Raw genomic sequence first — 24,011 nt, forward strand, 5'->3', positions numbered from 1 at the left:
ATTCCGGCAGCGCTGCGAACCCTGTCGTGTGACCTGCCGGAACCCGATCACGCCCTGTGCGGCGGACTGCCGATTCGGCGGCTCCGGCGAATGGGGCGACAGCGTCATCCGCACCAGCAAAGGAGATCAGTCATGGCACCCTTCATCAGCTCCATCTCGCCCACCTCGGGCCACTCGGGCCAAACGATGACCATCACCGGTACCGGTCTGGGGAGCCTGAGCACCACCAAGGTGAACATCGGCAGCACGACGGTCACGCCCACCGCCGCCAGCAGCACCTCCGTCACCTTCACCATCCCGCCGGGGTGCAGCGGGCAGGCCAACATCATCGCGACCGTCTCCGGCGTGAGCAGCAACAGCAAGACCTTCTTCTACGTCGCCGCCCCCACGTGCACGTCGGTGAACCCCAATACCGGTCCTGCTGCACCCGGCGCCGTCGACGTCTTCGGCACCGGTTTCGCGACCGCGACCTCGGTGGCCTTCGGCACGGTCGGCACCGCCGTTCCCACCGTCCTGTCGGACGGCCACCTGACCGTCACCCCGCCGCCCCACGGCGCCTTCAGCGACTGCACCGACGCGGCGGACGTCCTCGTCATCAACACCGGCGGCACCAGCTCCCCGATCGGCGCGCAGGGTCATTTCACCTACTACGATCTGCCGGCGGTCACCGGCGTGACGCCCGGCACGGGAGCGGCGGGCACCACCGGGGTCAACGTCGCCGGCACCTGCTTCGTCGACGTCAGCTCCGTGACCTTCACCCTGACCACCGGTGGCCCGTCCACCCCGGCCGACAACGTCAACGTCACCGGCGTGGGCAGCCTGACCCTCGACGTGCCCGGCACCCTGGCCGCGGGCACCTACGACATCCAGGTCATCAACCCCGGCGGCACCAGCACGGCCGTCGCCGCCGACCAGTTCGTCATCTCCTAAGCCCACCCGTACCACCAGCAGGTTCTGGGCACGACACCGGCCCTCAAGGAGCTGGTGGACCCGGGCTCCGGGGACTCCACCAAGCTCATGGCGTATCCGGGCGGCCTGAGCGGCGGCGAGCGGAAGAAGATCGTGTGCTCGCTGCTGGCCGACGACGCGACCTTGCGTACGTCGGTCCGCCGGGGAAGGATCCACGGCCTGACCGGAGGCCCGCCACGGCGGCCCCACCACAGCACCACGGGGCCGCCGAGCAGAGCAGCCGAGCCGCGGCTCGGCGCTGCTTGCCGGCCCCCCTCCGGCCGGGCCCCGCGGAACACCCCCCTGCTTCCCCGGGACCCGGCCGGGCTTGCGCTCCGTTCCTGGACGCTCGGACACAAGGCACGGGTCTACGGGGCGGTGTGCCTGTGGCGGCGGGAGCGTGCGGCCCGCCGCATCTCGGCCTCGAAGAACCCCGTCTGGACCGAGGGCGACCGGTTCGACTTCCACGACCGGGACTCCACGGTCGACGGGGTCGCAGCCCTCGCCGCCCGCCGCACCGGCCGGGGGCACGTGCCGTGCCTGCCGGCCTGCGAGGTCAACGCCGCGTCAAGGAGACGGGAATGATGCGTCAAGGTCACCACCACGGGCCTCCGACGCGGCGCGTCGTCCGTGCCGACCCGCTAGCGTGGGCAGCTTCCTTTCCCGAGATCCGACCGAGGAGCACAGCGCCGTGTCCGCCAGCTTCACACACCTGCACGTCCACACCGAGTACTCGATGCTGGACGGGGCGGCGAAGAACGGCAAGCTGTTCGCCGAGGCGGAGAGACAGGGCATGCCCGCCATCGCGATGAGCGACCACGGCAACATGTTCGGCGCGTACGAGTTCTTCCACGCGGCCGCGAAGACCGGCGTGAAGCCGATCATCGGCATCGAGGCGTACGTCGCGCCGGGCTCGCGCTTCGAGAAGAAGCAGGTGTTCTGGTCGCCCGGCGGCCAGCGCCCGACCGGTGCCGACGGCGAGGGCGGCAAGGACGTCTCCGGTGGCGGCCGCTACACCCACATGACGATGTGGGCGCGGAATCCGACCGGTCTGCGGAACCTCTTCCGGCTGTCCTCGCTGGCGTCGATGGAGGGCTACTACATGAAGCCCCGGATGGACCGCGAGCTGATCGCCACGCACGCGGACGGCATCATCGCCACCACCGGCTGCCCCTCCGGCGAGGTGCAGACCCGGCTGCGGCTGGGCCAGTACGAGGAGGCGGTCAAGGCCGCGGCCGCCTACCAGGACATCTTCGGCAGGGAGAACTACTTCCTGGAGCTGATGGACCACGGCCTGGACATCGAGCGCGAGGTCCGCGCCGACCTGCTCCGGCTCGCGAAGCAGCTGAACATCCCGCTGCTGGCCACCAACGACTCGCACTACGTGACCGCCGACCAGGCCGACGCCCACGACAGCCTGCTCTGCGTCGGCGTGGGCAAGAACAAGGACGACCCGAACCGGTTCAAGTTCCAGGGCACCGGCTACTACGTGAAGACCGCCGCCGAGATGCGCGAGCTGTTCCGTGAGCTGCCGGAGGCCTGCGACAACACGCTCGCGATCGCCGAGCGGGTCGAGTCGTACGAGGAGGTGTTCACCTACGTCGACCGGATGCCGCAGTTCGACGTGCCCGAGGGCGAGACCCAGGCCTCGTTCCTGCGCAAGAAGATCGAGATCGGTCTGAAGCACCGCTACGGGGACAGCCCCAGCCAGGAGGTGCTGGACCGGATCGAGCTGGAGATGGGCGTGATCACCCCGATGGGGTTCGACGCCTACTTCCTCGTGGTCGCCGACATCTGCCAGTACGGGCGGGACAACGGCATCCCGGTCGGTCCAGGCCGCGGTTCGGCGGCCGGCTCGATGGTCGCCTACCTGACCGGGATCACCCAGCTGGACCCGCTGGAGCACGACCTGCTGTTCGAGCGCTTCCTCAACCCCGAGCGGATCAACCCCCCGGACGTCGACATCGACTTCGACGACCGCCAGCGCGACCAGATGGTCCGCTACGTGACCGAGAAGTACGGCGCCGCTTACACGGCCCAGGTGAACACCTTCGGCACGATCAAGGCCAAGGCCGCCGTGAAGGACGCCAACCGCATCCTCGGCTACCCGTTCTCGATGGGCGACCGGATCACCAAGGCGATGCCCCCGGACGTCATGGGCAAGGGCGTGCCGCTGGCCGACCTGTTCGACGAGAAGCACCCCCGCTACAACGAGGGCACCGAGATCCGGGCGCTGTACGAGAACGAGTCGGACGTCAGGAAGATCATCGACACCGGGCGGGGCATCGAGGGCCTCATCCGCGGCACCGGTGTGCACGCTGCCGCCGTCATCCTGTCCTCCACCCCGCTGCTCGACCTGATCCCGCTGCACATGCGGGACAAGGACGGCGTGATCATCACCGGCTTCGACTACCCGTCCTGCGAAGCCATGGGCCTGATCAAGATGGACTTCCTGGGCCTGCGGAACCTGGGCATCATCGATCACTGCATCAAGATCATCAAGGCCAACCGGGGCATCGACGTCGACATCGAGAAGATCCCGATCGACGACCCCACCACCTACCAGCTGCTCGCCCGCGGCGACACCCTCGGCGTCTTCCAGCTCGACGGCGGGCCCATGCGCGCCCTACTGCGCCTGATGAAGCCCACCGAGTTCGCCGACATCTCCGCCGTCTCGGCGCTGTACCGGCCCGGACCGATGGGCATGAACTCCCACACCAACTACGCCCTGCGCAAGAACGCCCAGCAGGAGATCGTCCCGATCCACCCCGAGCTGGAGGCCCCGCTCGCCGAGGTCCTCGGCCCCACCTACGGCCTGATCGTCTACCAGGAGCAGGTCCAGCGCGCCGCCCAGGTGCTCGCCGGCTACTCGCTCGGCCAGGCCGACCTGCTGCGCCGGGCCATGGGCAAGAAGAAGAAGGAGGTGCTGGAGAAGGAGTTCGTCCCCTTCCACGCCGGCTGCAAGGAGCGCGGCTACTCCGACGAGGCCATCCAGGCCGTCTGGGACGTCCTGGTCCCGTTCGCCGGCTACGCGTTCAACAAGTCGCACTCCGCCGCCTACGGCCTGGTCTCGTACCAGACCGCCTACCTGAAGGCCAACTACCCCGCCGAGTACATGGCCGCGCTGCTCACCTCGGTCGCCGACGACAAGGACAAGATGGCGGTCTACCTGGCCGAGTGCCGGCAGATGGGCATCAAGATCCTCTCCCCCGACGTCAACGAGTCGGTGGTCGACTTCACCGCCGTCGGCAGCGACGTCCGCTTCGGTCTCAAGGCGGTGCGCAACGTCGGCGTGCCGGTGATCGAGTCCCTGGTGCGCACCCGCGAGGAGAAGGGCAAGTACACCTCCTTCGCCGACTTCCTGGACAAGGTCGAACTGGTGGTCTGCAACAAGCGCACCGTCGACTCCCTGGTCAAGGCGGGCGCCTTCGACTCGCTCGGCCACACCCGGCTCTCACTCAGCACCGTGCACGAGAGCGCGATCGACGCCGTCACCGGGGTGAAGAAGCAGCAGGCCATCGGGCAGGACGACCTGTTCGGCGCGCTCGACACCGGCGACGACGGCGGGCCCGGCATCGGGCTGGACTTCCGGCTCACCGAGAACGAATGGCCCCGCCGCCAACTCCTCTCCCTGGAACGCGAGATGCTCGGCCTCTACGTCTCCAGCCACCCGCTCGACGGCGCCGAGCACATCCTCTCCCAGAACCGCGACACCTCGATCGCCGAACTCCTCGGCTCCGGCCGCTCCGAGGGCGAGGTACGGCTGTCCGGCCTGATCACCGCGGTCGACCGGCGGATCAACAAGGCCGGCAACGCATGGGCGATCATCACCGTCGCCGACCGCGACGGCTCGGTCGAGGTGCTGTTCTTCCCGGCGACCTACAACCTGATGGCCGAGCAGATGATCGAGGACAACGTGATCTCGGTCCGCGGCCGCCTCAACGAACGCGACGGGTCGCTGAGCGTCTTCGGGCAGGAGATCACCACCCTCGACGTCTCCTCCGCCGAACTCGGCACCAAGCCACCGGTCCAGATCACCGTCCCGGCCGCCCGGATCACCCCCGAGACGGTCGCCGAACTCAAACTCGCCCTCCAGGCCCACCCCGGCGACGTCCCGGTGCGGCTACTCACCACCAACTGGGACAAGAACACCCTCTACGAGCTCGGCTTCCGGGTGAACCCCGACAACGGGCTCGCCTCGGACATCAAGACCCTCCTCGGCAACCGCGCCTGGGCGGGCACGGCCGTCCGCTCCTGACCGGGGCCGGGCGCACCGGCGCCTCCGGGCTCGTGACGTCGGCGCGGCATCGTGCGAGGGCCCACCGGCCCCGCCCCGGGGCGCCGAACGGCGTTGCGGCCCGGAGCCGCGGAGGGAGACGCTGGTGACGGGACCGTTCACCACCCGACCGCACGATGCGGAGTCCGCCATGCCGACCAGGATCCTGCTGGAGGGACGCCCCGGCAGCGGGAAGACCACCGCGGTCCGCCGCCTTGCCGTGCTGCTGCGTGCCCGGGAGACCGCCGGCTTCACCACCGAGGAGATCCGTACCGGCGGTGCCCGGGTCGGCTTCGCCCTGGAGACGCTGTCGGGCGAGCGGGCCGTGCTCGCCCATGTCGACCTCCCGGGGCCGCCCCGGGTCGGGCGGTACGGCGTCGACCTGCGGGTCATGGAGCGCCTGGCCCTGCCCGCCCTGGCCTGGTCGGCGCGCACCCTCCTGCTCATCGACGAACTCGGACGGATGGAACTGGCCCACCGCCCGTTCGAGGACGCCGTCCGGGCGCTGTTCGCCGCCGACGTCGACGTGGTGGCCACCGTGCAGGCGCAGCACGGCCCGTTCACCGACACCCTCAAACGCCGCGCCGACGTCGAGGTGCTCCAGCTCACCCGGGCGAACCGGGACAGCCTCCCCGGACAGCTGGCGGCACGCCTGGGGCACTGACCGGACCGTACGGGAGGAGAGGAGGCATGACGATGGCGACCCGCCGTGACCGCTGGAGCGCCGCGCTGCTGAGCGCCTCGGCCCGCTGGTCCGAACGCGCCGAACGCCGCGCCCGCTGGACCCGCCGGGGCGTCGCGCGGTGCCGTCGCTGGGCGACCGAGGGCGCCCAGCGGCCCGGTGAGTTGGCGCCCCCGTCGTGGTTCGCCATCGCCCTCCCGTTCGGCATCGCGTGGTACCGGGCTCTCGGCGGCACGGCGCGGGCCTGGTGCCGGGTGGGCAGCCGGTCGTGCCGGGTCCTCGCCCGTGCGCTGGGCGGCCCGGCGCGGACGGGTGGCTGAGCGGGGCGGCAAGCGCGTCAGCGACGCGGTGCGCAGACTGGAGGCAGGCCAGTCGGCACGGAGGTCACGTCGTGGCACCAGATCTACCGGCGGGGTACCCCGACATGCCGGACCCGTGGACGCTCCGCTACCAGGGCTTCGACCCGGACGAGGAGGGGCTGCGGGAGGCCTTGTGCGCGGTCGGCAACGGCTACCTGGTCAGCCGGGGCGCCGCGCCGGAGGCGGTCGCCGACGGCGTCCACTACCCAGGGACGTACCTGGCGGGCTGCTACGACCGGGCGGAGTCGACGGTCGCGGGGCGGGTGGTCACGAACGACGACCTGGTCAACTGCCCGAACTGGCTGCCGCTGACCTTCCGGGCGCCCGGCGGCGCGTGGTTCGCCGGACCGCCCGCCGAGCAGACCGTGGAGCTGGACCTGCGCCGGGGTGTGCTGACCCGCAGGGCGCTGGTGGTCGACGAGCGGGGGCACCGGACCCGGCTGGTGCAGCGCCGCCTCGCCAGCCAGGCCCGGCCGCACCTGCTCGCGCTGGAGAGCACCTTCACCGCGGAGAACTGGTCCGGCCCGCTGGAGGTCCGCTCGGGTCTGGACGGCGATGTCGCCAACACGGGCGTCGACCGCTACCGGGGGCTGACCGAGCGTCATCTCGTCCCGGCCGGTCAGGGAGTGGACGCGGCGGGGCTGCTCCGGTTGGAGGCCGACGCGGCCAGGTCCCCGCTGCGGATCGCCCTGTGCGCCCGGGTGAGCGCGTCCGCGGCGCGGGTGGCGACCGAGTGCCGGGAGGGCTGGGCGGCCCACCTCCTCACCCTGGACGCCGAACCGGACCGACCCCTCACCGTGACGAAGACGGTCGCGGTGCACACCTCCCGCGACCGGGCGATCGAGACCCCGCTGCGCGCCTCCCGCCAACTCGCCGCCGAGGCCGGGAGCTTCGCTGAGCTGCTGGCCGAACACACTCTGCGCTGGGCCGAGTTGTGGCGCCGCTGCCGGATCGAGGCCGACTTCGACGGCTCCGGCCCGCTGCACCTGAACCTGTTCCACCTGCTCCAGACCTACTCCGAGCACTCCGTCGACCTGGACGTCGGGATCCCGGCCCGCGGGCTGCACGGCGAGGCGTACCGGGGGCACGTCTTCTGGGACGAGCTGTTCGTGCTGCGGCTGCTCAACCTGCGCTTCCCCGAGCTGGCCCGCGCGGTCCTGCGCTACCGCCACCGCCGCCTCGACGCCGCCCGCCGCCAGGCCGACGAGCTCGGGCTGCGCGGGGCGGTCTACCCGTGGCAGAGCGCCGCCGACGGGCGGGAGGAGTCCCAGCAACTGCACCTCAACCCGCTGTCCGGCCGCTGGCTGCCCGATCACAGCCACCTGCAACGGCACGTCGGCTCAGCGGTCGCGTACAACATCTGGCAGTACTACCAGGCCAGCGGGGACCGGGAGTTCCTCGCCGAGGCCGGCGCCGAGACGCTGCTGGAGATCGCCCGCTTCTGGTCCTCGACCGCCTCCTACGACCGGGCCCACGGACACTGGTCGATCCGCGGCGTGCTCGGCCCCGACGAGTACCACGACGCCTACCCCGGGGCGGCCCGGCCCGGCCTGGACGACAACGCCTACACCAACGTGCTGGCCTCCTGGGTGCTGGCCCGCGCCCAGGACGCCCTGGACGCCCTGCCCGGCTACCGCCGCGACGAACTGCGCGAGCGTCTGGATCTCGAGGACCTGGAGCTGGACCGCTGGCAGGAGGTCGGGCGGCACCTGCACGTCCCCTTCCACAACGGTGTCCTGAGCCAGTTCGACGGCTACGAACGGCTCGCCGAGCTCGACTGGCGGGCCTACCGGCTCCGCTACCCCGACCTGCGCCGGCTCGACCGGATCCTGGAGGCCGAGGGCGACAGCGTCAACCGCTACAAGGCCTCCAAGCAGGCCGACGCGCTGATGCTCTGGTTCCTGTTCTCCGCCCGCGAGGTCCGCGACCTGCTGCGGCGCCTGGGCCACCCGGCCGGCCACGAGCTGCTGCGCCGGACCACCGACTACTACCTGCGGCGCACCGTGCACGGCTCGACGCTCAGCTCCGTGGTGCACGCCTGGGTGCTCACCCGCTCCGACCGCCGCACCTCCTGGCGGTACTTCCGCGACGCCCTGGTGGCCGACCTTCGCGACACCCAGCACGGCACCACGGCGGAGGGCGTCCACCTCGGCGCCATGGCGGGCGCGGTGGACCTGCTGCAACGCTGCTACACCGGCCTGGAGGTCCGCGCGGACGCCCTCTGGCTCGACCCGTGTCTGCCCTCCGCCCTCGGCCGACTGGAACTCGACCTGCGCTACCGGGGCCACTGGGGTGTCACGATCGCCGTCGACCGCCGTACCGTCACGGTCAGCCTGCGCGAGGACCGCCAGGAGCCGGTCCGGATCCGTCTGCGCGGCACCGAGGCGACGATCCGGCCCGGTGAGACCCGCCGCTTCCACCTGTGAGGGCGCTCACCGGTTGCTGGGGCCGCTCACCGGCGGCCCGGTGCTTGGGCCGGCGGGCCCGCTACCCGGGGACCGTCCGGCCCCTGCCGGGCGCCGTCCGGGGTGGTGCCATGGAGGTACGGGCATGGAAGTGCGGACGACCGGGCGCACCCCGGCCCGGCACCGACCCAGGGAGGACGGCATGAAAGCCGCCGTGGGAGACCGCATCATCGTCCGGGGCATCCGGCCGGGCGCAGCGCGCAGGGACGGCGAGATCGTCGGCCTGCACCATCCGGACGGCAGCCCGCCCTACGACGTGCGCTGGTCCGGCAGCGACCGGGTGACCGAGTACTTCCCCGGCCCGGACGCCCTGATCCACCACTACCACCACGCACCCGAAGACGCCGCGGCGACCCTACCGCCCCACCCGCACCTCTTCGTCGACTGACGGGTCACCGCCGTGCCCGCCTCACGACGTCGATCCGGTCCACCCGACGGCCCGATCCGGGCCGAACGGCCCGTGCGCGGGCCGCGGGCACGGAGCGAGCCTGGGAGTGACGAAAGGTGGAGACCATGCACACCGTGATCGTGTACGAAAGCATGTACGGCAACACCCGGGAGGTCGCCGAGGCGATCGCCGAGGGCGTCCACCAGGCCGACCCCGAGGCGGCCGTCGACTGCCTGCCGGTGGCCGAGGCCGACGCCGCCCTCACCCGGTCCGCGGACCTGCTGGTGGTCGGCGGACCGACGCACCTGCGCGGCATGTCCTCCGGGCTCAGCCGCCGGATGGCCGCCGTCTCCGAGGGCCACAAGGAGGGCCACGAGGACGCCGCCGCCGAAGCCCGGGAGACCGCCGAGGGGCCGGGCCTGCGGTCCTGGTTCCACGACCTGCCGAAGACCGAACCGGGCACCTATGCCGCCGCCTTCGACACCCGGGCTGCCTGGCCAGGGTCCGGCGGTGCCGCCGAGGGCATCGCCCACCGGCTCTCCAGCCACCACTACGACGTGGTCGCCGAGCCCGAGGGCTTCATCGTGGAGGGCACCGACGGCCCGCTGCGCACCGGCGAGCTCGACCGCGCCCGTGCCTGGGGCGCGGGCCTGGTCTGACCGGGGCCACCGGGGAACGCACCACGCGGCGCCCCGGCGCCGAGCCGCCGCGCCGTCGGGCGGGGCCGGATCCCGAGGGGGCCGACCCCGCCCGCTGGAAGGGCCGCCCGCTCACCGCGCGGCGGCGTTCTCCCGTCCGCGTCGGACGTCGAACGCGAAGAACGGGCGGACCGCACGGCCGAGTTCCTCCGGCCCGGAGAATCCCCGTCGGACCATGTCGACCTGCGGGGACGTACCGGGCCGGCGCCAGTGCCGGAGGAAGAGCTTCGCGCACACCGCCGGCGGCGGGACCACGAGGCGGTGCCGGGTCTCCTCCGCGGCCGCGTCCGCGCGGGCGACCAGGTGGCACCACTCGTCCCAGCGTCCGGACCCGCGCAGCCGTGCCAGGACCGCCGGCCTCCAGTCGACCGACTGCCACACCGGCCACACCCGCACCATCAGGAGCCGGTTCCGGTCCGCGGCGGTGAGCCCGGCCGGTTCCGATTCCGTGAACCAGCGGGTGAGGGCTTCCGGCAGCGGCGAGCGGTCGTCGAGTCCCAGCCGGGCCCGCGCGTACGCGTCGGTCGTCGTGCCCTCGGCGCCGGCGAGGTCGTCCAGCAGAGCGGTCAGGACGTCCTCGTGCAGTGCCGGGTAGTCGTCGTCGAACAGGCGGACCGCGTCCAGCACGTCGAGGTCGGACATCCACCGGCCGGGCGCGTGCTCGCGCCGGGTCCGCCGGGCCAGGGCCTGGGTGCGGCTGATGCCGGTGAAGGGCGCGTCCGTCGTGACCGGGCCGGGTGCCGTGGTGCCGCCGCCGCGGACCGCGCGCAGTGCCGACACCGCGTCACGCCGCTTGAGGTCCCAGACCCCCGAGCAGATCATCTCCTCCAGCGTCCGCAGCGCGTCGTGGTCCTCCTCGCCCACGGCCCGTTCGAGGTCCTTCCAGGCGCGGTGGGTGAACGGCAGGGCCTTGGCCGCCGCCACGATCCGCCGCCCGGCCGCCGCCGGGACCAGATCCCCCTCGGCCCCCTCCCGGCAGCCGTGGCGCAGGTTCACCAGCGCCACGGTGCGCGCCGGGTACCCCACGGCGGCGGGCCCGTGCAGGACGCCCACCTCGTCGTCCCCGTCGATCTCGCCCGAGGCGTACATCCCGTAGACGGTGCCGATGCCCCGCATGCCGCACGGGGCCAGTTCGGCGGCCCGCAGCGCGCCCATGCTCGCGGCGCCGATGACGTGCGCGCCCTCGGCGATCACCTGGAGGATCTCCTTGTGGCCGACGGACCTCCGTTCCCGGAAGTAGCCGTCGATGATGACGGCGACGTCCCCCGGGCACCAGCGGTCCGCCAGAAGGTCGCCCCGTCCCGCGGGCGGCCGCACGTCGGCGTCCGGGAGCACCGCGTGGACCTCGGCCGCGGACAGCGTCGGCCCGGTGTAGACCACCACCCTCGATGCGCTCACTACAACACCTCCGGGCAGACGCGGCTTCCGGGCGCCACGACCTTGACGACCGGGACCCCGATCTCCTCCCGCGTCAGGTCGACCAGGAGGGGCGGGTTGGAGAACGCTTCGGCCGCCCGCTGGACCGCGTACCGGAGGTCGTCGACCAGGCCGGCGCGTTCCACGGGCTCCGCGACCAGGTCGCCGATGTCGGCGGCCGGGCCCGGGTCGCGGCTCAGACGGCGGACGTCCACGTGGTCGAAGTCGTCCTGGAGGTCGTCCCGCGCTCCCGAGATGTACGCGAGCCTGGCCTGCGCCGCTTCGGTGATGGCGCGGGTCAGCGCGATCGAGGGGCTGACGTGACAGCCGAACCCGAACATCGCGGCCGGGTAGTCATGGCAGGCGACCCAGGACAGGAAGCAGGGCAGCCCGGTGGGCGACGGCACCAGGCGGACCTCCAGGGTGACGCCGGCCCGTTCGATCAGCGTGCACAGTTCCTCGGCCACCGCCGACCCCGACGTCCTCGGGTCGACTCGCACGCCCCGCTCGCCCCCGGCGGCCACCGCCGCCGTCATCGCGTCCCGCTCGACCACCTCGCACAGCGCGTGGAGCGCCGCCTCCACCAGGGTGTTGCCGCTGGCCAGGCCGTTGGTCGACTCGAAAAAGGCCGGCGGGTTCCAGCCCGCGCGCTCCACCAGCGTCAGCCCCACCACGTCCACGGGGACGAGCGTCCGCGCGCCGTCGACCAGCGATCTGGCCTCCGTCCAGGCCAGGGGCAGGCCGTCGTGCAGCACGCTCGGTTCCGAGGGCGCCAGGGCGTGGACGTCGTAGCCCAGTTCCCGGCCGACGTCGCGGGGTGCGGCCGTCAGGACGGGTTCCAGGGGCTGCTCCACGTGCCAGGTCTCGACGGATTCCATCACCGCCGACAACCGCGCCAGCTCGGCCGTCGCCCCTTTGCCCTGGGAGACGGCGAGGGTCCGGGACAGCGGCCGGACGGCCTGGAAGGTCGGGATGCCGATGGTGTCGAGCCGGGTGATGTCGGCGATCCGGGTGACGCCGACCTTCGCCGCCGCCCGGCGCGCCATCTCCCAGGTGGCCTCCGGGGGCTGCGCCCGGTTCGTCCCGGGCAGCCTGAGCACGGCGCGGTCCTGCCGCGAGGCCGCCCGGAACAGGGGCGAGTCGTCGGTGCGCGCCGTGGCGGCGGCTGCGTCGTCGGTGTGCACGGTGATGGGCCTCCCTGTGGGTCAGAGGTTCTGGGTACGGCGCAGCAGCGCCCGGCCGGCGACGGCGTTGGCGACGAGGGCGACGGCGGCCAGCACCACCAGAGCGGGCCAGGCCTTCCCGAAGCCGAAGATCGCGGCGTCGCGCATCCCGTTGACCGCGTACGTCACCGGGTTCACCGTCGAGATCCACCGGAGCACCTCGGGGAGCTGCTGCGTGGTGGACAGCGACGGGGCGGAGAACACGAGGACCGGTACCGACACGCTGGTGAGCACCATGAAGGTCCGGTAGTCGCTGATCAGGATCGCCGTCGCGAGGTACAGCCCGTTGAAGGCCACCGAGGAGAGCACCAGCGCCACCAGCAGCCAGATCCACTGCGCCGCGTGGAACGGGTAGTCGAAGATGACCGCGGCGACGACCAGGGCCAGCAGGCTCTGCGCCAGGACGAGCGAGACCCCGGCGAGCAGCTTGCCGGCCAGGAAACGCGATCGGCGCAGCGGCCAGCTCCACAGCTGGGTCGACACGCCGCTCATCTCCTCCTGGAACATCGCCATGCCGGTCGTCCCCGACGCGCTGACCACCGACATCGCCAGCACCATGGGGAGGAGGAAGACCGAGAACGGCAGCCGCTCGCCCCGGTAGGTGATGTCCCCGACGACGTTGCCGAGCGAGGTGTTCACCAGCAGCAGGTACACGAGCATGGGTGTCAGGCCGAGGATGAGGTTCACCCGGTTGCGGGCGAGGAGCGCGTACTCGCGGTAGAAGACCGCGGTGAAGTCGGCCGTCCTCCTCGTCGCGACCGGTGCGGTGTTCTCGAATGCGGGCACGGTCACGGTGTCAGCCCTCGCTCCCGGTCATGCGCAGGAACACCTGCTCCAGTGAGTCCGTGACGGTGGAGACTCCCGAGATCGCCACTCCGGCGTCCTGGCAGTGCTTCGACAGTCGCGGCAGCACGTTCCGGACCTGCGCGTTCTCGATGCGCACCTCGGTGTCCTCGACCGCGGCGGTCAGCCCGGCCGCGTCGGCCCACTCCTTGACGACCTTCGCCCCGACCGCGTCGTCCGCCGTCACCAGCACGTGCGCGGCGCCGAACTCCCGGACGAGCTCGCTCGGTTGGGCGAAGCGGACCACCGTGCCGCGGTTGACGACCAGGACGCGCTGGGCGTTTCGCTCCAGTTCCTCGATGATGTGGCTGGTCCAGATCACGGTCATGCCGTTCTCCTCGCGCAGCCACCGCACGAAGCGCTCGATCTGGTGGCGGCCGGCCACGTCCAGTCCGGCGGAGGGCTCGTCGAGGATCAGGAGTCGGGGAATCGTCAGCAGCGCCCGTACGAGCTGCAGGCGCTGGCGCTGACCGCCGGACAGCTGGAAGACGAGCTGCGACAGCGCGTCCTTCAGGCCGAGGTACTCGGCCACCTCCAGCGCCCACGGCCGGGCGGCCCGCCAGGGCAGGCCCCTGAAGCGGGCGGCGATCTGCAGGTTGTCCAGCGCCGACAGCATCTCGTCGTACGGGGCGGACTGGTGCATCGCGCCGATGCCGCTCTTGGCGGCGACCGGGTCGCGGGTCGGGTCCGCGCCGAACACCCGGATCTTCCCGGTGGTGGGAGGGGTGACGCCGCAGATCATCTTCATCAGGGTCGTCTTCCCGGCGCCGTTGGGGCCCAGCAGCCCGATGGTCTCGCCCTCGGCGATGTCGAACGATATACCGTCGACGGCCGGTGTCTTTTTCCCCCGGTAACACTTGGTCAGTTCTTCGGCGTGCACCACAGCATTCGCCACGATCCCTCCCTCCGCATTCCTCACATCGCGCCTCACATTGCGCTCGATCGCTTTCGGGATTGTCGGCCGAGGTGTTCCCGGTGGACCCTACGCCGCCAGGAGGGCACCCAACCGGCTTACATGGAAGCTGCCTTGGAGCTGCCTCCGATCTGCCGCACCGTTCCCGGTCCGGGTGGCTAGCATTCACAGCGTGAGCCGTTCAGGACAGGTGGAGAACCACGACGGAAATGCCGCCGTGGTGCTGGTGGATTGCGCGGGCGGCCGCGAATTGGAGATCGTGCGCGAGATATTGACGGGGCCGCTGGAAACGCCGACGATACTGATCCGGCAGACCGACCTCCCCGCAACGCCCTTGGCGCTCGACGTGGACACCGGCCTGCTGGACGTCGCCGGCCGCCGGGTCAGGCCGGCGGTCGTCTGGGTTCGCCACGTGTCGGCCTGCGCGATGCTGGCGCAGGCCCGGCCGGCGGGCTCGGTGACACCGCTGCAGGCGGCGACCTGGTCCGGGTTCCTCCAACAGGTGGCGTCGACGGCGACCGCCGCCCTGCCCGGTGGCGCGCTCGTCGGGCCGGCCCAGCTGGCGCAGGCCCGGCGGCTGGGCGTGCGGACGCCCCGCACGGTCGTCACCAACCACGTCCCGACGGGCACGCGCGGGCTGGGCGCGCCGAGCGTGATCGTCAAGACGCAGGACTTCCGCCTGTTCGAGCCCGACCGGCGGAACTGGCCGGAGTGGCTGCCGACGGTCATCGGTCCGGAGGCGGGCACGGAGGGCTCCACGCCCGTCGGCGCCGCGGCCGCCGACCATCCGGTCGTCGTCCAGGAGTACCTGGGCGGCACCCGGGAGCTGCGTGTCTACCACCTCGACGGCGCGATCTGCGCCTTCGAGGTCGGCAAGCCGGATCCGTCGAGCCCGATCACGGACCCCGGCCGCGTCACGGTGGGACGGATCGAGTGCCCGCCGCCCGCCGCCGACGCGGTGCGCACCCTGTGCGCCGCGTGGAACCTGCACTACGGGGCGTTCGACCTGCTCGTCTCCGACACCGGGGACCCGGTGTTCCTGGAGGCCAACCCGGACGGCGACTGGCTCTGGTTCGAACGCAGGGCGCGTTGGCACGGCGTCTCGTTCACGGCCGCCGTGATGGTCCGTGAGCTGTTCCTACGGAGTACGTCGTAAGGAGGCCGCGCCGATGACGGCGATTCGGGGTGACGAGGTCTCCGCCCGGGACTTGGTGCTGGTGGCCATGCTGGCGCGGGGGCACACGACCGACCGCGTGGCCCGCGAGCTGCGGCTGAGCAGACACACCGTGGGCGAGGAGATCAGCGTCCTCCTCGGGCGGTTCAACTGCCGGAACCGGGCGGAGCTGGTGGCCTACTGCTACGTCCACCGGTTGTTGCCGATCGGGATCTGGCCGCCTCCGTGCGGCCCTCGTGAAAGGGATGAGTGACATGTTCGATCCGCTGGCCAGCCTGCGCGAAGCGGGGCTCCCGGTCGACCAGTTGAGCGCCGCGCAACGCGAGGTGCTGGCCGGTCTGACCGAGGAGGAGACGGCCGTCGTCGCGTCGGTCCAGCGCCGACTGGCCCGGGCCGAGGCCGAGCCGGACGCCGAGGTGTGGGCGCACGATCTGAAGCTGCTCTGACCCCTGTCCACCACCCGCATCGCCGACCCGCACCACGACCGAGCCCCTGGCGGAGGACCCCGCATGAGTCGCAGGTTGGTGGTCGTTCTCTTCCTCGACCTCGTCGGATGGACGCGACTCGCCGAGCGTGTCGATCCGGAGCCGCTGCAGCAGCTCCTCGACCAGTACTACGAGATCTGCTCGGCCACCGTGGAGGAACACGGCGGAACAGTGGAGAAGTTCATCGGCGACGCCGTCATGGCGGTCTTCGGGGCGGACACCTCGCGGGAGGACGACGCGCTGCGGGCGCTGCGCACGGCCGTGCTGATCCGCACCGAGGTCGGCCGGCTGCGCGCACCGGCCGCCGGCGCCGTACCGGTGGAGATCCACTGCGGCATCGCCGCCGGCGAGGCCCTGGTGACGCGCTCGGCCCGGGCCGGCCTGCGGATCGTCGGCGACGTGGTCAACCTCGCCGCGCGCCTGCAGTCCTCGGCGGTCGCCGGCGAGATCATCGTCAACGAGACCGTGGCCCAACTGGCGGGCCCGCGCTACGCGATGGACCCGGTGCCGCCGCTGACGCTCAAGGGCAAGGCCGAACCCGTCGCCGCGCTGTGCGTGACCGGCGAGGCCGCCCTCGACGGGAGCGGTGACGAGCCGCGCATGGTGGACCGCCGCACCGAACGCCGTCGGCTGCGCCGGATCTACCACCGGGTGGCCGGGGATCGGCGGCCGGCGGTGGTGTCGGTGCTGGGGCCGGCCGGCATCGGCAAGACGCGCCTGGTCAGGGAGACCGTCGAGGGGCTCGTCGCGGCCGGGGCCGGACCAGTCGCCGTGTTCGGCAACTGTCCGTCCTACGGGGCGAAGGGCACGTACGCGGCCCTCGTCGACGTCCTGGACGGGCTGGAGCGACAGGTACCGGCCTGCGCGGAGTTGCTGCGGACCGACCAGCGCATCGCCGGAGTGCTCGCCGGCCTGCGGGAGGCGTCGCCCGCCCGCCCCGCCACCGCCGGACCGGGCCCGGGGGTGGAGGAGGTGTCCTGGGCCGCGCGCGAGCTGCTCGCCGCCGCCGCGGCCACCCGCCCGCTCGTCGTGGTGTGGGACGACCTGGAGTGGGCGGGGCCGTCACTCCTGCAGCTCATCGCCGAGCTGACGGGCGACCTGCGGGACGTCCCGCTCCTGACGCTCTGCGTGGCCGGCCCGGAGATCGACGGGCCCGACGGGCCCCCGTTCCCCGACGGCGAGGTGATCGACCTCGGCGCGCTGGACCCGGTCGACAGCGCCCGGCTGGCGGTCTCGCTGGCGGCGGGCCACGGCCCCGGCGAGGTGCAGCTGCACGACCTCGACCTCGACCTGGCCGACCGGGTCGCGCTGGACAGCGCGGGCAATCCGAGGTTCATCCGGCTGATGGTGGAGTGGCTGGGCACCGGCCGAACCGTCGACGAGGTGCCGCCGACCATCACGGCCATGGTGGGCGCGATGATCGACCGGCTCCCTCCGCCCGCCCGGCGGCTGCTGGGCGCGGCCGCGGTGATCGGTCCCTCGTTCACCCTGGAGCAACTCGCCCTGCTGGACGAGACGGTGCCGGAGCAGACGGTGCCGGCCGCGACCGCCGCCGCGCTGGCGCGGCAGCGGTTCTTCCGTGCCACGACGGACGAGGGCGGATACCGCTTCGTCCAGCAGCCGGTCCACGAGGTCGCGTACGGGCGACTGGAGAAGCAGCAGCGCATCGCGTGGCACCGGCGCCTGGCCGAGCGGGGCTTCAGCCCCGGCTTCCACTTCGAGGCCGCCGCACACCTGCTCGGCGGTCTGCGCCCGGACGACGAGGAGCTGCCGCGGCTGGCGCGGCGGGCGGCCGAGGCGCTGCTGGCCGAGGGAACCGCGGCGCTGCGGCAACGCGATCTGCCGACCGCGATCGAACTGCTCGAACGCGCGCTCGTCCTGGCGGGACGGGGGCCGGGCCGGTGGCGGCAGGTCGCGGCCATCCGCCTCAGCGACGCCCTCATGCTCTCCGGGGACACCCGGCGCGCGCAGGAGGTGGTCGCGGACGCCCTGCGGCACGGTCCCGACGCCCCCGGGCGACGCCTCTGCCTGGTGCAGCAATCCCTGTTGGCGGCGCGCCTCGGTACGGTCGCCGAGGCGGGCGTCGAGGAGCTGCGGGCCGAACTCGACGGCGACGGGACCGACCGGCTCGCCCGGTGCCGGTTCGAGCAGTTGCGAATGCTGCTCCACCTGGCGCGCGGCCGGTTCGGGGCCGCCGAGGAGGCGGCCTGCGCCGCGCTGGAACACGCCCGGGCCGACGGTGACGCGTACGAGGAGGACCGGCTCCTGGTGGCCCTGTGCGAGGTCCGGCAGTGGTCGCCGACCCCGGTGCGCGGGAAGCTGGCGGGCTGCGCCGAGCTCGTGGAGCGGTTCACCGCCGACCGGTTCCTGCTGCTGCCCGCGCTGGCCGCCCGGGCCCGCTGCCTGGCGTTGACCGGGGACGACGCCGGCGCCCGCGCGGCGCTGGCCGAGGCCGGGTCCGTCGTCGAACAGCTCCGGCTGACCATGGGAGGTGTCCTGGTCGACCAGGTGGCCGGGATGGCCTGTTCGCTGCGCGGTGACCACGCCCGGGCCGAACGACACTTCCGCCGCGCGGCCGACGCCCTCGAAAGGGCCGGCTACCTGTCGGTCTCGCTGGGCATGCGGGTGCAGGCGGCACGCGAGTGCGCCCGGCGCGGCCGCCTGGACGAGGCCGCCGGGCGGATCGCCGAACTCCTCGGCCGACGCGGGGAGATGGACGTCCGGGGGCGGATCCTGTGCCTATCGGCGGCGGTCCTGATCGCCGCCGGGTACGGCCGCGCCGATCCGGTGCTCGCCGAGCTGCCGGCCCTGCTCGACGGCGTCGACGACCCGTGCCTGCACGGCGAGGTCCGCTTCGACCTGGCCCGGGCCGCCCGGCTGCTCGGCGACGAGACCGGGGCCCGCACCATGGCCCTGGCGGCCGTCGACAGCTACACCGCCGTCGGTGCGACGAAACCCCTGGAAACGGTGCGGCGATGGATCTGAACGGCGCGCCCTGGCGGCGCGAGCGGCCGCAGCACTTCTCCGGCATGCCCGCCTGGAGCATGCCGACCGACAGTGATCTCGGCGAGCCCGTGCCGACGACCCTGTTCGACGGGATCGACGCCCGGTGGGCGTGGGAGGGCGCGAGCGGTGCGGGCGTCCGGGTCTGCGTGCTGGACAGCGGCGTGGACGCGACCCATCCGCTGGTCGGGTCGGTCGAGCGGGCGTGGCAGGTGGTGACGGCCGAGGGCCGGGCGCCGCGGGTGGCGCAGTGCGAGCCGAACGACGGCGCCGGGCACGGTACCGCGTGCGCGGGGATCATCCGCGCGATCGCGCCGCAGGTCTCGCTCAGTTCGCTGAAGGTCCTCGGTGACGGGCGGTCCGGCAGCGCCGCCGCGCTGGTCGCCGGGCTCGCCTTCGCGATCGAGGAGGGGTTCGACGTGATCAGCATGAGCCTGTCGACGAGCCGGCTGGAGTTCCGCGGCCGGCTCGGCGAGCTGTGCGACCGCGCCTACTTCCGCCGCACGACGGTGGTGGCGGCGGCGCACAACCTGCCGATCGAGAGCTTCCCGTGGAACTTCGCGTCGGTGATCTCGGTCGCCAGCCACGCCGAGCCGGACAGCATGCGCTTCTACTACAACTCCGCGCCGCCGGTGGAGTTCCGCGCCCGGGGGGTGCGCGTCCCGGTGGCCAGGCCGGGCGGCGGCACCGTCCGGAGCACCGGCAACAGCTTCGCGGCACCGCACATCGCCGGGATCGCGGCCCTCGTGCTGAGCAAGCACCCCTGGCTCACGCCGTTCCAGCTCAAGACCGTCCTGTATCACTGCGCAGCGAACCTCTCGGCCCCAGGAGGCGGCGAATGAAGCCCTTGCCACCCGATCCCGCCAGCAGAGCGACCGAGCGTCAACTGCTGCAGTCCGTCGTGTCGGTGGCCCGTTACGTCTACGGCGCCGCCGCGTCCTCGGTCTTCATGGTGAGTCCCGACACCGGTGAGCTGGTCTTCGCGGCGGTCGCCGGCGAGGGCGAACAGGGCCTGGTCGGCAAGCGGTTCGAGCCCGGCACCGGCATCGCCGGCTGGGTGGCGGCCAGCGGCCAGCCGCTGATCACGGACAACGTGGCCGAGAGCGACCGGTTCGCCCACGACGCCGCGGCGTCGACCGGGTACGTCCCCACGAGCATCCTGGCCGCCCCGCTCATCGCGGGCGGGGAGTGCATCGGCGTGATCGAGGTGCTGGACCGCCATGTCCGCGTGGCGAACGATCCCAGCCGGGAGCTCGACGACATCGAGCTGCTGGGCCTGCTCGCCACGCAGGCCGCCCTGAGCCTCGCCCTACTCCGGCGCGGCGAGCGGTCTGCGGACGCCGTGCCGCGGCTGGGCGACCTGGTGGCCCGGCTGTCGGAGCACGCGGTCATGGACTCGTCCGACCCGTTGGCCTCCGCGCTGCTGGGCATCTCGCTGGAACTGCTCGACCGGCGTGCCCACCTGGCCCCGAACTCGGGGTGACGGCCGACGGAGACGGAGTGCAGACGGGCCGGCGACGAACCGGAGACGCGGACGGAACGGGCCTCACCTACCGTCCTGCCCCATGGTGCACAGTGCCGAGTCCGAAGCTCCGTTTCCCGAACTGCTCCGCCACAAGCGGGTCCAAGCCGGACTCACCCAGCGGACGCTCGCCGACCTGTCGACGATCAGCCCGCGGACGATCCGGGACCTCGAATCGGGCCGGGCGCACGCGCGGATGCAGACCGTCCGCCTGCTCGCGGACGCCCTGAGGCTCCACGGCCTGGCCCGCGAGCTCTTCATCAGCGCGGGTGCGGGCGGCCGCCGGGGAAGACCGGAGGCAGCCGACCCCGGCCTCGCCGCGCCACGGGCCGTCAACGCCCTTCTCGGGCGCGAGACCGAGGTGCGGGCGATGGTCGAGGCCCTGGAGTCGGGCCACCGCCGGGCCGTCTCCGTCTCCGGGCTCCCGGGCGTGGGCAAGTCGCGGGTGGCCGCGGAGCTGGCCGCCCGGCTCGGCTCGCGCCGCGGCTGGCCGGTGCTGTGGATCGGCGCGGGCGAGCGCGCCCGGGACGGGATCGGGACGGCGTTCGGCCCGTTGACGAGGTCGCTGCGCCTGCTGATCGAATCGGGGGCGCGGGACGTGTCCGCGGTCTGCCGGCTGATCGGCCACCACGAGGCGCTGCTCGTGCTCGACGGGGTCGCCGACGCCGGGCCCCCGGCCGGGGTGGAGGATCTGCTGACCTACTGCCCGGGCATCCGGGTGGTCAGCACCTCCCGGGTGCCCTGGCCGGTCGCGGGCGTCCAGCCGACGGTGCTCCCGCCGCTGGCCGTGCCGGGAGCGGAGTGGGATGCGACGGGATCGCCGGACGTGCTCACCGCCGTGCCGTCGGTGCGGCTGCTGGTGGACCGGCTCTCGGAGGTCCGGCCGGGGTTCTCGCCCGACCGCGCCGATGCGGACGCGGTGGTCCGCATCTGCCGACGGCTGGACGGCCTGCCGGTCGCGTTGGAGGCCGCGGCCGGGCGGTTCGGGGTGCTGGGCCTGCGTCAGCTGGCGGAGGAGCCCGCACGCAGCCTGCTCGGCCTGCCCGTTCCGACCCGGTCCGCCGGTGTTCCCGGGACGCTCGGCGGTCTGCTCGGGGCCGAGGTCGAGCGACTGGACGCCGCCCATCGCGCGATCCTGCGGGAGCTGGCGAGCTCCGACCGGGCGCCGACCGTACCCGAGGCGGCCGCCGCCGTGGACCGGCCCCGGAACGAAGTGGTCGACGGCGTCGGTCTGTTGATGGGCTGCGGGCTCGTCCGCGCGTCGTACGAGGAGTCGGGGACGCGCCTGCACCTGCCGAACCTGCTGCGCATGCTGCTGCGGGCTCCCCTGGACCTTCGTGGATCGCTGTGACGGACGCCCTCGATCCCACCGCCCCGGAGCACTGCGGCGACCCCTACCCGCTCCTGCACCGGATGCGCGAACTGGCGCCGGTCCACCGCCGGGTGGACCCGGTGCGCGGCCGCGTCTCCTGGTACCTGACCCGTTACGCGGACGTGCAGCGCGCCCTGCTCGACCCGGACCTCGGCCGGCAACTCGACCGGCTCCCCGCCGAGTTGGCCGCCACCCGGCGACGGTGGGACGTCGACCCGCTGGCGATGGCGCGGCGGAACGTCTTCAACCTCGACCCCCCTGATCACACCCGCCTGCGCCGCCTGATCGCGCCCGCGTTCGGCGCCCGCACGGTGGCGGCGGTCCGACGGCGCGTCGAACAGGTCGTCGACGGGCTCGTGGCCGCGGCCCGGGACGCCGGGGACGTGGTCGACGTGATCGAGGCGCTGGCCCTGCCGCTGCCGGTCGTGGTCGTCGCCGAGCTGGTCGGCTTCCCCGTCGACGACCTGGCCGGGCTGCGCCGGTGGAGCGACGAGATGCTGCGGACCGGGGACCCGGTTCGCGTGCGCCGCGCGGGTCTGGAGTTCATCGCGTACGTGGAGGAGAGGATCGACGAGCGGCGGGGCCGTCCGGGCGGGGACCTGCTCTCACGGCTCGTCGCGGAGGAGGACGGCGGCGGGATCAGCCGCGCCGAACTGGTCTCCAGCGTGTTCCAGTTGCTGCTGGCCGGTGACGAGACGACGGTCAACCTCATCGGCAACGCCGTGCTGGAACTGCTGCGCCACCCCGATCAGCTGGCCCGGCTGCGCGAGCGACCCGCCGTGCTGGACTCCGCGGTCGAGGAGGTGATCCGCTTCAACGGCCCCGTGGGGCACACCCGGCCGGTGTACGCCCTCGCCGACGTGGAGATCGGCGGGGTGGTCGTCCCGCGCGGCGACACCGTCGTGCCCGTGCTGTTGGCGGCCAACCGGGACCCGGCCGTCTTCGCCGACCCGGACGCCTTCGACATCACCCGCAGTCCGAACCGGCACCTGGGGTTCGGCCACGGCATCCACTTCTGCCTCGGCGCGGCGTTGGCCCGGCTCCAGGCCCGGGCCGCCGTCGGGGCCCTCGTGCACCGCTTCCCCCGGCTGGCCCTGGCCGTCGACCCGGCCGAGCTGGAATGGACGCCGGATCTGTTCCTGCACGGGGTGCGCCACCTACCGGTTTCGCTGGGAAGGGGATGAGAACGTGATCGATCCGAAGGTGACCGGGGACCTCTCCCGGATGGCGTTCGGCTATGCCACCTCGCAGATCCTCCACGCGGCCGTGCGACTCGGGGTGCCGGAGGCGCTCACGGGCGGGCCGCTGGGGATCGGGGAGTTGGCGCGGGCGGTCGACTGCGACCCGGACGGGCTGACCAGGCTGGTCAGGGCCCTGGCGGTGCTGGGGGTGCTCGACGAGGCCGCGCCGGGCCGGTTCGCGCTGGCCGAGTCGGGCCGGCTGCTGTGCGCGGGCCATCCGCGGTCGATCCGCTCCAGTGTGCTGCTGCTGGGCGACCCGGTGACGTGGCGCGCGTGGGGCGCGCTGACCGACGGCGTACGGACCGGAGGCACGGCGTTCGACCAGGTCCACGGCCGTCCGCTCTTCGACCACCTGGCCGACGATCCCCGGCTGTCGGGCCTCTTCAACGCCGCCATGGGCGAGGGCACCGGGTGGACCGCCCGGGAGGTTCCCCGGGCGTACGACTTCACGGGCGCCCGCACCGTGGTCGACGTCGGCGGCGGGAACGGCACCCTGCTGGCGGCCGTGCTCCGGGCCGTGCCCGACGCCCGGGGGATCCTGTTCGACAGTGCCCAGGGGGCGGCGGCCGCCCCCGAGACGTTCCGGCGCGCCGGGCTCGCCCCGGACCGCTGGTCGATCGAGGCGGGCGACTTCTTCGAGGCGGTGCCGGGGGGCGACGTGCTGCTGGTGAAGGGGATCCTGCACGACTGGGACGACGAGCGCTGCGCCGCGCTGCTGCGCAACTGCCGTGCGGCGCTCGCTCCGGACGGACGCCTGCTGGTGGTGGAGCCCGTCCTGCCCGACCGGCTGGACGCCCCGGAGGCCGCCGGAGTCGTCCTGAGCGACATCGCGATGCTGGTCTACACCGGGGGCCGGGAGCGGAGCCGGGCCGAGTTCCGGGCGCTGCTCGCCGACGGCGGTTTCCGACTCGTCGACGTCACGGGGCGGTTGGCGGCCACGGCGGTCCGGATCCTGGTCGCGGCCCCGGACTGACCGGGGCCGGCGGTCCGGCTGAACGAACCG

21 protein-coding genes are annotated in these 24,011 nt (G+C 73.0%); 17 read left to right on the forward strand and 4 right to left on the reverse strand.

What is annotated here, in order from left to right; translation table 11 throughout:
• The first annotated feature begins 132 nt into the window (after nucleotides 1-132).
• The 8 genes from ACH4E7_RS27385 to ACH4E7_RS27420 all read left to right on the forward strand — a co-directional run bounded on the left by ACH4E7_RS27385 (nucleotide 133) and on the right by ACH4E7_RS27420 (nucleotide 9,777).
• Complete coding sequence (locus ACH4E7_RS27385) at nucleotides 133-930, forward strand: IPT/TIG domain-containing protein (protein ID WP_396251710.1); 798 nt, start codon at nucleotides 133-135, stop codon at nucleotides 928-930.
• A gap of 54 nt (nucleotides 931-984) precedes the next feature.
• The gene (locus ACH4E7_RS27390) at nucleotides 985-1,533 is read left to right on the forward strand and encodes a hypothetical protein (protein WP_396251711.1); all 549 of its coding nucleotides are present in this window, start codon (nucleotides 985-987) and stop codon (nucleotides 1,531-1,533) included.
• A 106-nt stretch (nucleotides 1,534-1,639) separates the two neighbouring features.
• Nucleotides 1,640-5,206, forward strand: coding sequence for a DNA polymerase III subunit alpha (dnaE, locus tag ACH4E7_RS27395; RefSeq protein ID WP_396251712.1), 3,567 nt, complete (start codon nucleotides 1,640-1,642; stop codon nucleotides 5,204-5,206).
• A 169-nt stretch (nucleotides 5,207-5,375) separates the two neighbouring features.
• Complete coding sequence (locus tag ACH4E7_RS27400; RefSeq protein WP_396251713.1) at nucleotides 5,376-5,888, forward strand: nucleoside-triphosphatase; 513 nt, start codon at nucleotides 5,376-5,378, stop codon at nucleotides 5,886-5,888.
• 26 nt (nucleotides 5,889-5,914) lie between these two features.
• Nucleotides 5,915-6,226, forward strand: coding sequence for a hypothetical protein (locus tag ACH4E7_RS27405; RefSeq protein WP_396251714.1), 312 nt, complete (start codon nucleotides 5,915-5,917; stop codon nucleotides 6,224-6,226).
• A gap of 104 nt (nucleotides 6,227-6,330) precedes the next feature.
• Nucleotides 6,331-8,691, forward strand: a complete 2,361-nt coding sequence (locus ACH4E7_RS27410; RefSeq protein ID WP_396251715.1) for a glycoside hydrolase family 65 protein — start codon at nucleotides 6,331-6,333, stop codon at nucleotides 8,689-8,691.
• A gap of 181 nt (nucleotides 8,692-8,872) precedes the next feature.
• Entirely contained in the window at nucleotides 8,873-9,118 is a 246-nt protein-coding gene (locus ACH4E7_RS27415; RefSeq protein ID WP_396251716.1) for a DUF1918 domain-containing protein, read from the forward strand.
• A 125-nt stretch (nucleotides 9,119-9,243) separates the two neighbouring features.
• Nucleotides 9,244-9,777, forward strand: a complete 534-nt coding sequence (locus ACH4E7_RS27420; RefSeq protein WP_396251717.1) for a flavodoxin family protein — start codon at nucleotides 9,244-9,246, stop codon at nucleotides 9,775-9,777.
• Nucleotides 9,778-9,888: 111 nt separating this feature from the next.
• On the opposite strand, the gene ACH4E7_RS27425 is transcribed toward ACH4E7_RS27420, so the two are convergent.
• Genes ACH4E7_RS27425 through ACH4E7_RS27440 form a run of 4 tightly spaced genes read right to left on the reverse strand, consistent with a single transcriptional unit; the run spans nucleotide 9,889 to nucleotide 14,193 of the window.
• Nucleotides 9,889-11,214: a TfuA-like protein gene (locus ACH4E7_RS27425; protein WP_396251718.1), complete on the reverse strand. Its 1,326-nt coding sequence runs from the start codon at nucleotides 11,212-11,214 to the stop codon at nucleotides 9,889-9,891.
• A complete protein-coding gene (locus ACH4E7_RS27430; protein ID WP_396251719.1) occupies nucleotides 11,214-12,416 on the reverse strand; it encodes a YcaO-like family protein in 1,203 nt (400 codons plus the stop codon). The genes ACH4E7_RS27425 and ACH4E7_RS27430 overlap by 1 nt, the downstream gene beginning before the upstream one ends.
• Nucleotides 12,417-12,437: 21 nt before the next feature.
• On the reverse strand, nucleotides 12,438-13,247 hold the full coding sequence (locus tag ACH4E7_RS27435; RefSeq protein ID WP_396251720.1) for an ABC transporter permease: 810 nt from the start codon (nucleotides 13,245-13,247) through the stop codon (nucleotides 12,438-12,440).
• A gap of 4 nt (nucleotides 13,248-13,251) precedes the next feature.
• Nucleotides 13,252-14,193, reverse strand: coding sequence for an ABC transporter ATP-binding protein (locus ACH4E7_RS27440; protein ID WP_396251721.1), 942 nt, complete (start codon nucleotides 14,191-14,193; stop codon nucleotides 13,252-13,254).
• A 190-nt stretch (nucleotides 14,194-14,383) separates the two neighbouring features.
• Here ACH4E7_RS27440 and ACH4E7_RS27445 point away from each other — a divergent pair, with 190 nt between their 5' ends.
• From ACH4E7_RS27445 to ACH4E7_RS27485, 9 genes are all read left to right on the forward strand, one after another.
• Nucleotides 14,384-15,367 carry a hypothetical protein gene (locus ACH4E7_RS27445; protein WP_396251722.1) on the forward strand — a complete coding sequence of 328 codons (984 nt, stop codon included), beginning with the start codon at nucleotides 14,384-14,386 and terminating at the stop codon, nucleotides 15,365-15,367.
• A 13-nt stretch (nucleotides 15,368-15,380) separates the two neighbouring features.
• Nucleotides 15,381-15,638: a LuxR C-terminal-related transcriptional regulator gene (locus ACH4E7_RS27450; protein WP_396251723.1), complete on the forward strand. Its 258-nt coding sequence runs from the start codon at nucleotides 15,381-15,383 to the stop codon at nucleotides 15,636-15,638.
• The gene (locus ACH4E7_RS27455; RefSeq protein ID WP_396251724.1) at nucleotides 15,631-15,831 is read left to right on the forward strand and encodes an aroma-sacti cluster domain-containing protein; all 201 of its coding nucleotides are present in this window, start codon (nucleotides 15,631-15,633) and stop codon (nucleotides 15,829-15,831) included. The genes ACH4E7_RS27450 and ACH4E7_RS27455 overlap by 8 nt, the downstream gene beginning before the upstream one ends.
• Nucleotides 15,832-15,894: 63 nt before the next feature.
• Nucleotides 15,895-18,855: an AAA family ATPase gene (locus ACH4E7_RS27460; RefSeq protein WP_396251725.1), complete on the forward strand. Its 2,961-nt coding sequence runs from the start codon at nucleotides 15,895-15,897 to the stop codon at nucleotides 18,853-18,855.
• Complete coding sequence (locus ACH4E7_RS27465) at nucleotides 18,846-19,715, forward strand: S8 family serine peptidase (protein WP_396251726.1); 870 nt, start codon at nucleotides 18,846-18,848, stop codon at nucleotides 19,713-19,715. The genes ACH4E7_RS27460 and ACH4E7_RS27465 overlap by 10 nt, the downstream gene beginning before the upstream one ends.
• On the forward strand, nucleotides 19,712-20,356 hold the full coding sequence (locus ACH4E7_RS27470) for a GAF domain-containing protein (protein WP_396251727.1): 645 nt from the start codon (nucleotides 19,712-19,714) through the stop codon (nucleotides 20,354-20,356). The genes ACH4E7_RS27465 and ACH4E7_RS27470 overlap by 4 nt, the downstream gene beginning before the upstream one ends.
• A gap of 82 nt (nucleotides 20,357-20,438) precedes the next feature.
• Complete coding sequence (locus ACH4E7_RS27475; protein ID WP_396251728.1) at nucleotides 20,439-21,746, forward strand: helix-turn-helix domain-containing protein; 1,308 nt, start codon at nucleotides 20,439-20,441, stop codon at nucleotides 21,744-21,746.
• Nucleotides 21,743-22,951 (forward strand): cytochrome P450, encoded by a 1,209-nt coding sequence (locus ACH4E7_RS27480; RefSeq protein ID WP_396251729.1) that lies wholly within the window; start codon nucleotides 21,743-21,745, stop codon nucleotides 22,949-22,951. The genes ACH4E7_RS27475 and ACH4E7_RS27480 overlap by 4 nt, the downstream gene beginning before the upstream one ends.
• Before the next feature lie 4 nt (nucleotides 22,952-22,955).
• Complete coding sequence (locus ACH4E7_RS27485) at nucleotides 22,956-23,981, forward strand: methyltransferase (protein WP_396251730.1); 1,026 nt, start codon at nucleotides 22,956-22,958, stop codon at nucleotides 23,979-23,981.
• Nucleotides 23,982-24,011: the final 30 nt, after the last annotated feature.

Source organism: Kitasatospora sp. NPDC018058, from assembly GCF_044327205.1.
Taxonomy (GTDB): Bacteria; Actinomycetota; Actinomycetes; order Streptomycetales; family Streptomycetaceae; genus Kitasatospora.